The 7,782-nt window shown below is 40.5% G+C and carries 9 protein-coding genes; 1 reads left to right on the top strand and 8 read right to left on the bottom strand.

The genetic code is table 11. The annotated features are described in order from the left end of the window. Nucleotides 1–204: 204 nt before the first annotated feature. Both efp (OC25_RS15875) and efp (OC25_RS15870) read right to left on the bottom strand, forming a co-directional pair. Entirely contained in the window at nucleotides 205–765 is a 561-nt protein-coding gene (efp, locus tag OC25_RS15875) for an elongation factor P (RefSeq protein ID WP_039477929.1), read from the bottom strand. Between the two features lie 132 nt (nucleotides 766–897). Beyond that, nucleotides 898–1,458: an elongation factor P gene (gene efp / locus OC25_RS15870; RefSeq protein ID WP_039477927.1), complete on the bottom strand. Its 561-nt coding sequence runs from the start codon at nucleotides 1,456–1,458 to the stop codon at nucleotides 898–900. 237 nt (nucleotides 1,459–1,695) lie between these two features. Here efp (OC25_RS15870) and OC25_RS27955 point away from each other — a divergent pair, with 237 nt between their 5' ends. Beyond that, entirely contained in the window at nucleotides 1,696–1,860 is a 165-nt protein-coding gene (locus tag OC25_RS27955) for a hypothetical protein (protein ID WP_156131494.1), read from the top strand. 53 nt (nucleotides 1,861–1,913) lie between these two features. Here OC25_RS27955 and OC25_RS15865 read toward each other — a convergent pair whose 3' ends face one another. From OC25_RS15865 to OC25_RS15840, 6 genes are all read right to left on the bottom strand, one after another. Continuing rightward, nucleotides 1,914–2,528: an ABC transporter ATP-binding protein gene (locus OC25_RS15865; RefSeq protein WP_039477925.1), complete on the bottom strand. Its 615-nt coding sequence runs from the start codon at nucleotides 2,526–2,528 to the stop codon at nucleotides 1,914–1,916. A 29-nt stretch (nucleotides 2,529–2,557) separates the two neighbouring features. Continuing rightward, nucleotides 2,558–3,040, bottom strand: a complete 483-nt coding sequence (locus OC25_RS15860; RefSeq protein WP_039477954.1) for a GNAT family N-acetyltransferase — start codon at nucleotides 3,038–3,040, stop codon at nucleotides 2,558–2,560. 61 nt (nucleotides 3,041–3,101) lie between these two features. Next, a complete protein-coding gene (lpxA, locus tag OC25_RS15855) occupies nucleotides 3,102–3,887 on the bottom strand; it encodes an acyl-ACP--UDP-N-acetylglucosamine O-acyltransferase (RefSeq protein WP_039477923.1) in 786 nt (261 codons plus the stop codon). After that, entirely contained in the window at nucleotides 3,887–5,299 is a 1,413-nt protein-coding gene (locus tag OC25_RS15850; RefSeq protein WP_039477921.1) for a bifunctional UDP-3-O-[3-hydroxymyristoyl] N-acetylglucosamine deacetylase/3-hydroxyacyl-ACP dehydratase, read from the bottom strand. The genes lpxA and OC25_RS15850 overlap by 1 nt, the downstream gene beginning before the upstream one ends. Continuing rightward, on the bottom strand, nucleotides 5,289–6,365 hold the full coding sequence (gene lpxD / locus OC25_RS15845; RefSeq protein WP_039477918.1) for a UDP-3-O-(3-hydroxymyristoyl)glucosamine N-acyltransferase: 1,077 nt from the start codon (nucleotides 6,363–6,365) through the stop codon (nucleotides 5,289–5,291). Before lpxD ends, OC25_RS15850 begins: the two co-directional genes overlap by 11 nt. Nucleotides 6,366–6,487: 122 nt before the next feature. After that, a complete protein-coding gene (locus tag OC25_RS15840; RefSeq protein WP_039477916.1) occupies nucleotides 6,488–7,711 on the bottom strand; it encodes an HD domain-containing protein in 1,224 nt (407 codons plus the stop codon). Between the last annotated feature and the right edge of the window lie 71 nt (nucleotides 7,712–7,782).

The raw sequence follows: 7,782 nt of genomic DNA, 5'->3' as shown, positions 1-7,782 counted from the left end.
GACGGATCATACGCTGTTCAAGACCATTTTCTCTTGAGATGCTCGACAGAGATTTATTTCTTTTTAATACCTGATTGACGATAGTCAATTTAAATTCTAAGCTGTGCTTAACTTGTCTACTCATAAAAATGCCCCCATAAAGTGTCTAACTTTTTGGGGGCACTGCAAAACTAATTCAAGGGCTTTCAAATCTTATATGTTCAATTACTTTACACGCTCAACGTAGTCGCCGGTGCGGGTATCGATTTTAATTTTATCTCCCTGGTTAACGAACATCGGAACTTTAACTTCAACGCCATTTTCAAGCGTTGCTGCTTTTAACGCATTTGTAGAAGTATCGCCTTTAACTGCAGGCTCCGAATAAGTAATTTCAAATTCGGCAAAGTTTGGTAATTGCGCCATAATTGCTTCGTCGCTTTCCATCGAAACGATGATGCTCATACCTTCTTTTAAAAATTTAATTGCCGAACCGAATAAAGCTTTCTCGATGTTAAATTGCTCGTACGATTCGTTATCCATTACTACCAGGTAGTTACCATCTTCGTAAAGGTATTGGTAATCGTTGGTTTCTACACGGCAGATTTCTACAGCCTCGTCTGTATTCATACGGGCTTCTACAATTCTACCTGTTTTAATGTTACGGAATTTACCGGTGTAAAATGCACCACCTTTACCTGGTGTACGGTGATTCCATTCGTCAACAGTAACCAGTTCGTTGTTTACGCGAAGAATGTTACCTGTTTTAATTTCTGATGCTTTAGCCATATGTTGTGATCCTGAATTGGATTTTATATTTCTGTTTTTTGTGTCGGCAAAGGTAAAATTATTTTAATAAAAACCTATAAAGGTTTAAGGCATAAGGCTTAGGGTTTAACCTGTTGCAAGCCCTGGCTTTTATTATTTGACCCTTTCCATGTACTCGCCGGTTTTGGTATCAACCTTAACCTTATCTCCCTGGTTGATAAATAAAGGCACCCTTATTTCTGCACCGGTTTCAACAGTTGCATATTTTTGTGCACTGGTAGAGGTATCGCCTTTAACAGCGGGTTCGGTGTAGGTAATCTCAAGTTCAACGCTATTGGGCAGCTGGGCTACAATAGGTTCGTCGCTTTCGAAAGCGATGGTTACATTCATGCCTTCTTTTAAAAATTTAATTGCGTTGCCGAAAAGCAATTTCGGGATGTTATGCTGATCGAAGGTATTGTTGTCCATCACTACCAGATAATCGCCATCCTCGTAAAGGTATTGGTAATCGTTGGTTTCAACACGGCAAATGGTAACCTCTTCATCGGTACGGAAACGGTACTCTACAATTTTACCTGTTTTTACGTTCCGCATACGTGCCTGATAGAAAGCCCTTAAATTTCCGGGTGTACGGTGGATATATTCTTCAACACTAACCAACTCTCCGTTAAAACGAAGAACGTTTCCGCTTTTTACTTCTGATGCCTTTGCCATTTGATAATGAAATATTGTTTTGTCAATTTTTGAATGCCAAAGTTAAAAAAAAATGGTTCATTGGTTCAATAGTCATTGGTTCATTGGGCTGAAGGTATGTCCTAGACTTAGCAGGTTTGATTAGCTGTTTAGAAATTTAAAATCTGTGAGGTTTTTTCGCCCGAAAAATAGCGTATAAAAGAAATGCCTTTGGGAACCACTCCAAAGGCATAATCAACCTAAACCTCAAACTAAACTATGAAAAACTCTTTGCCTTTTCAGGCTATATTTTTGATTCTGCCAAAGCAGAAGTTTAATTCATTCCTCGAAGAGATAATTTTAATATTTGTTTCTCTTTTTGGTGGTGCAAAGGTAAGAACTATTTTTCAATTACAAAATATTTTTTCAAAAAAATATTTATAATACAAATGTATGACAAAACAGGCTTCTTGTAAGCGGTTTTTGGGGTGGTTAATTTACTTGTAATCAGCGATTTGAATTTGGTGATTGCAAAATTCATATTCCTGAATTTGGTTCGATCCAATTATCGTTAAACGGTCTTTTCCAAAATTTTCGATTAGTTCGCGGTACCAATTCATTCCCTGAACGTCTAAATTACTGGTTGGTTCATCTAAAAATAAAATTGGCGTATCGGTGCAACAGGCCAAAGCTAGTTTGGTTCTTTGTTTCATTCCCGACGAAAAGTACTTAATTTCTTTGTTTGCCGCTTTTTCCAGTCCAAGGATACTAATCAGGTTTTTGGCATCGACGCCAGGGGCAAAGTTTTTAAACTTAAAATGAAAATTGATGATCTCTTTTAAACTGAAAGTTTCTACCAGTTCGAGGTAGGGGGCAGCCAAACTAATGTATCTGTAAATATTATCGACAGGTATTTCTGTGTTTTGCGTAAATGAAATTTCTCCTTCTGAAGGGGATAAGCTACCGGTTAATACGCTCAGTAAGGTAGATTTGCCCGATCCGTTTGGTCCAAGTATAGCGTAGCTGTTGCCTGTGCTAAACTCGGTACTCAGGTTTCTGAAAATCCATTCTTTGTTAAACCTCCTGCCAACATTGTTTAGGGATATTTTCATTTTTTAGTTCAAGTATCAAGTATAGGGTATCAGGTATCAAGTATCGGGTATCGGGTATCAAGGTGCTTTTGCATGCAGACACTATTATCAACACCAATATATTGCCCGTAGTTGGTAATGATCTGGTAACCTGCTTTTTGATAAAGCGCTATAGCTTCGGGTTGTTTTTTGCCGGTTTCTAAAATGCAGGCGCTAAAACCAATTTCGGCTGCCCAGTTTTCGAGTTCGTTTAATATTTGCGCTGCAATGCGCTGTTTCCTGTTGTCTGGGTGAACAAACATCCGTTTTACTTCGGCCTGGCTGGCAGAAAATGGCTTAATTGCACCACAGCCTACAGGAGTATTGTTTTGATAAGCTACAACAACTTCTTTAATGGCGTCAACTTTGTTAAACTGGGCATAAAAAGCATGTTCATCGCCATCTCTAACCGCTAAATCCTGATCCAGCAAGGCAACCAATTTTCTAAAATCGGCCTGGTCTGAATTGGTTCTGATTAGCGTTAAAGTAGCCATGAACATGTTGTAATTATTTTTGATCAGTGCTTTGGTCTTTTACCTTTCGGCTTTAGCCTTACTAGCTTCCCATGCCGAAACCCTTCATTACCCCACGGTTAGAGTTGCGGATAAAATCTACAATTTCATCGCGGATCTCAGTAGGTTTGAATTCGGCCTCGATCATATCCAAAGCTTTGGTTACGTTATTGTGTTTAACGAAAAGCACGCGGTAAATTTCCTGTATCTCGTCAATCTGCTCATTGGTAAAACCTCTTCTGCGCAGGCCTACCGAGTTGATACCTGCGTAAGAAAGCGGCTCACGTGCAGCTTTAACATAAGGTGGCACATCTTTACGTACCAACGAACCGCCGGTAACGAATGCGTGTGAGCCTACTTTTACAAACTGGTGAATGGCTACTAAGCCAGCAAGTACAACGTTATTGCCGATGGTAATGTGGCCGGCTAAAGTGGTGCTGTTCGAAAAAATACAGTAGTTACCCACTTCACAATCGTGTGCAATATGCGAGTAAGCCTGAATTAAGCAGTTGCTGCCGATAACGGTTTTCCATTTATCTTTAGTACCACGGTTAATGGTAACACACTCTCTGATGGTGGTATTGTCGCCAATTTCTGCTGTAGTAATTTCTCCTGCAAATTTTAAATCCTGTGGTTCGCCGGAAATAACAGCGCCAGGAAAAATGCGGCAGTTTTTACCAATCCGCGCGCCATCCATAATGGTTACGTTCGATCCGATCCAGGTTCCCTCTCCAATCACAACATCTTTATGTATTACTACAAAAGGTTCGATTACCACGTTTTCGGCAATTTTTGCCTGAGGATGTATATATGCTAAAGGTTGTATCATTATTGAGCGGGTTCTGCTTGTTTAACTTTTGAAATTTGGGCCATCATTTCGGCTTCGACAACGATTTTTTCGCCTACCATACCAACACCTTTCATCTGGGCAATTCCCCTTCTGATTGGTTCCAGTAAGTCGCAACGGAAAACGATGCTGTCGCCAGGTAATACCTGCGCTCTGAAACGCACGTTATCTATCTTTAAGAAATAGGTTAAGTAATTTTCAGGATCGGGAACGGTACACAATACCAGAATTCCACCCACCTGGGCCATGGCCTCAATCTGTAATACGCCCGGAAATACCGGAGCACCAGGAAAGTGCCCTTTAAAGAACTCTTCGTTCATGGTTACGTTTTTAACGCCCACAACGTGGTTTTTTGAAAGTTCTAAAATTTTATCTACAAATAGGAAGGGTTGACGGTGAGGCAAAATCTCCATGATTTTAACCACATCAAATAAGGCTTTTGCGCCTGGGTCGTAAACCTTCTGCACTTTTTTGTTTTTCTCTTTTTTAATGGCTGCCTTAATTTTTTTTGCAAATGCAACGTTAGCTGCGTGGCCAGGACGAGCTGCCATAATGTGTCCTTTTAAGTGCATACCAACCAAAGCCAGATCGCCAATCATATCCAGTAGTTTATGACGGGCAGGTTCGTTTTGGTAGCGCAATTCCATGTTGTTTAAAATTCCCTGTGGGGCAACATCAATGTCTTCGCGGTTAAATAACTTGGCCAGATGGTTTAATTCATCTTTGGTAACTTCTTTATCAACAATTACAATGGCATTATTTAAGTCACCTCCTTTAATCAGGTTGTGCGATAACTGGTATTCTAATTCGTGTAAGAAGCAGAAAGTACGGCAAGAGGCAATTTCTTTTTTAAACTCTGCAATGGTGTTAATGCCAGCATGCTGACTACCCAAAACAGGTGAGTTATAATCAATCATACAGGTAAAGCGGTAGTCGTCAAGCGGCATGGCCACAATTTCTACTTTCCTGTCTTCTTCTGTATAGGTAATGTTATGAGGAATGGTGAAATATTCGCGATCGGCATTTTGCTCAACTGTACCTACTTCTTCCAATAAATCGACAAACTGGATCGAGCTGCCATCCATAATCGGAGTTTCAGGTCCGTCTAATTTGATTAGCACATTATCAAGGTCCATACCAATTAATGAAGCCATTACGTGCTCTACAGTGCTTACGCTGGCTCCGTTTTGGGTAATGGTAGTTCCGCGCGAAGTATCGGTTACGTTATCGGCATCAGCTTCGATGATGGGGTGTCCGTCTAAATCGATGCGTTGAAATTTAAAACCATGATTTTCGGGGGCAGGGCAAAATGTTAAAGTAACATTAGCGCCTGTATGTAAACCAACACCAGATGCTGATATTTCTTGCTTAATCGTTTTTTGTCTAACGTTCATTGTGTAATGTATTCTTTTCCAGTTCAGCTGTAAGCTTTTTCAATTCCTCTTCGAGTGCGTTAATTCTTTTTTCTACATCGGGGAGGTGTTTGAAAATTACCGATGCGCGCATCCAGTTGCGCAATGGTTGGGCAGGACTGCCGTGCCATTGTTTATTTTCTTCTGTAATGTTAAAGTTAATACCTGCCTGCGCACCAATTTGGGTGCCTTTGGCTAAGGTTAAGTGACCTGCAATACCCACCTGGCCACCTACAACGCTGTTAGGGCCAATTTTTGTGCTGCCTGAGATTCCTGATTGTGCAGCCAAAACAGTGTTTTCGCCAATCTCCACATTGTGGGCAATCTGAATCAGGTTGTCGATTTTTGTACCCTTTTTAACAATGGTTGAGCCCATGGTTGCACGATCGACAGTGGTATTGGCGCCAATTTCCACATCATCTTCAATTATAACATTCCCAATCTGAGGAATTTTATTGTAAGTGCCGTCTTTTTGAGGGGCAAAGCCAAAGCCATCGCTTCCTATAACCGTATTGGCGTGGATAATTACGCGACTACCAATAACTGAATTGTGGTAAATTTTTACACCCGGATAAAAAGTAGCGTTCTCACCAATTTTGGAATGTGCGCCGATAAAAACCTGTGTATTTATTTTACAGCCATCGGCAATTACCGCATGTTCGGCCACATAGGCAAAAGCATCAATAAAAACATTCTGACCAATTTTAGCAGTTGGGTGCACAAAGGCCATTTTATCAATGCCCGTTTGTGTATTTTGTGCGTTTACAGCTTCGTTGTATTTATCCAGCAAAATGGTAAAAGCACTGTATGGATTTTCTACACGCACTAAAGTGCTGGTATAGGGCTGTGTTGGGGTAAAATCTTTAGATACGATTACAACGGATGCCTGAGTAGAATACAAAAAGTTTTCGTACTTAGGATTGGAAAGAAAAGACAAAGAGCCTTCCTTTCCGTCTTCTATTTTAGAGAGTTCGGTAACGGCTACATCAGGGTTACCATCTATGGAACCGTTCAGAAACTGACTTATCTGCTTGGCAGTAAATTGCATCGTACAAAGGTAAATGTTAAATTGATATGAACAAAAAAACCTGCAATGGTTAAGCTGTGTATATTTTATACAATAATAAGACTTAAAACGGCAGTAAAAGTTAAATATTTTGTTAAATAAGCTTAAATGCCCCTGGGGTAACAGAGGATATATTTTTCTACGGTTTTCTGCAGCGACTCCAGATTAGATAAATCTGAGGCCTTTGCAATATCAACTATCCGGTTATTTTTCATTAAAATTTTAATGTTACCTACGCCAGCATTGTAGGCCCGGTTTTGTATGGTCTCGGTAAAAACAAAATATCGGGCTTCTTCGGGCTTAATTCCGAGCAGGTTAACAGCTGCATCCTGCAGAAATGTTACGCGATCGGCCTTTTCCATCTCGTTACCCATCTCAACTTTGTACAGGTTACGCGAGGTGAGCATACTGCACAGGGTAGATAAAATTTTATCGGGATGTTTTACCCAAACTTTAACCGCGGCATAAATATCCTGGTCGTCGAGATTGGTAAAATGTTCGAGGTTTTCATGCTGCTCAAAGAAGTTAGCTTCGTTAATATTGTTTTTAAGAAAGTGGTTTAACGATGGTGAAGCAAAGAGATCAACACCATTTGACGATAGTTCTTTGGCCCGTTCCAGTAATTTCACTAAGATCATTTCGCCCGCAATAACCGTTTTATGGAGGTAAACCTGCCAATACATCAGGCGGCGTGCAATCAGGAATTTCTCGATAGAGTAAATACCCTTTTCCTCAATCACCAGGTCATCGTCATAAACATTAAACATTTTAATAATGCGGTCGAAACTGATTACGCCTTCGCTTACGCCGGTAAAAAAGCTATCGCGGTTCAAATAGTCCATCCGATCCAAATCAAGCTGGCCCGAAATTAACTGGTGTAAAAACTTTTTAGGGTAGGTGCCGTTAAAAATCTCGATTGCATGAGTTAAACGTCCGTCAAAATGAATGTTCAGGTCGTTCATCAGTTTTACCGAAATATCTTCGTGCCTGATACCGGTAACCAGCGAATGTTCAAGTGCGTGCGAAAAAGGACCATGGCCAATGTCGTGCAGTAAAATGGCCAAAATGGCGGCTTCTTCTTCACCTTCGGTAATGTCATGCCCTTTGCTCCTGAGTAAACTAATGGCCAGGCACATTAAATGCATGGCGCCCAATGCGTGGTGAAAACGGGTGTGCAATGCGCCCGGGTAAACCAAATGGGTCATGCCCAGTTGTTTAATGTAGCGCAGGCGCTGAAAATACGGATGCGAAATTACATCGTAAACCAGAGCCGATGGTATGCTGATGAAACCGTAAACCGGATCATTTATGATTTTCTTCTTGTTCAATCGTTAAAAATAGTTAAATAGACAGATACGGTACAAAAATTGCTATTTTTATTTAGAGTTTGATTTACCTG

This window comes from Pedobacter kyungheensis (assembly GCF_000812965.1).
GTDB classification, from domain to species: Bacteria; Bacteroidota; Bacteroidia; order Sphingobacteriales; family Sphingobacteriaceae; genus Pedobacter; species Pedobacter kyungheensis.
Note: the sequence above shows the minus strand (reverse complement) of the source record. Positions and strands in the feature narration are given on the sequence as shown.

What these genes read in the sequence shown, in the direction of transcription:
- efp (WP_039477929.1), bottom strand. Translation starts at nt 765, where the DNA reads ATGGCTAAAGCATCAGAAATTAAAACAGGTAACATTCTTCGCGTAAAC.
- efp (WP_039477927.1), bottom strand. Translation starts at nt 1,458, where the DNA reads ATGGCAAAGGCATCAGAAGTAAAAAGCGGAAACGTTCTTCGTTTTAAC.
- OC25_RS27955 (WP_156131494.1), top strand. Translation starts at nt 1,696, where the DNA reads ATGAAAAACTCTTTGCCTTTTCAGGCTATATTTTTGATTCTGCCAAAG.
- OC25_RS15865 (WP_039477925.1), bottom strand. Translation starts at nt 2,528, where the DNA reads ATGAAAATATCCCTAAACAATGTTGGCAGGAGGTTTAACAAAGAATGG.
- OC25_RS15860 (WP_039477954.1), bottom strand. Translation starts at nt 3,040, where the DNA reads ATGGCTACTTTAACGCTAATCAGAACCAATTCAGACCAGGCCGATTTT.
- lpxA (WP_039477923.1), bottom strand. Translation starts at nt 3,887, where the DNA reads ATGATACAACCTTTAGCATATATACATCCTCAGGCAAAAATTGCCGAA.
- OC25_RS15850 (WP_039477921.1), bottom strand. Translation starts at nt 5,299, where the DNA reads ATGAACGTTAGACAAAAAACGATTAAGCAAGAAATATCAGCATCTGGT.
- lpxD (WP_039477918.1), bottom strand. Translation starts at nt 6,365, where the DNA reads ATGCAATTTACTGCCAAGCAGATAAGTCAGTTTCTGAACGGTTCCATA.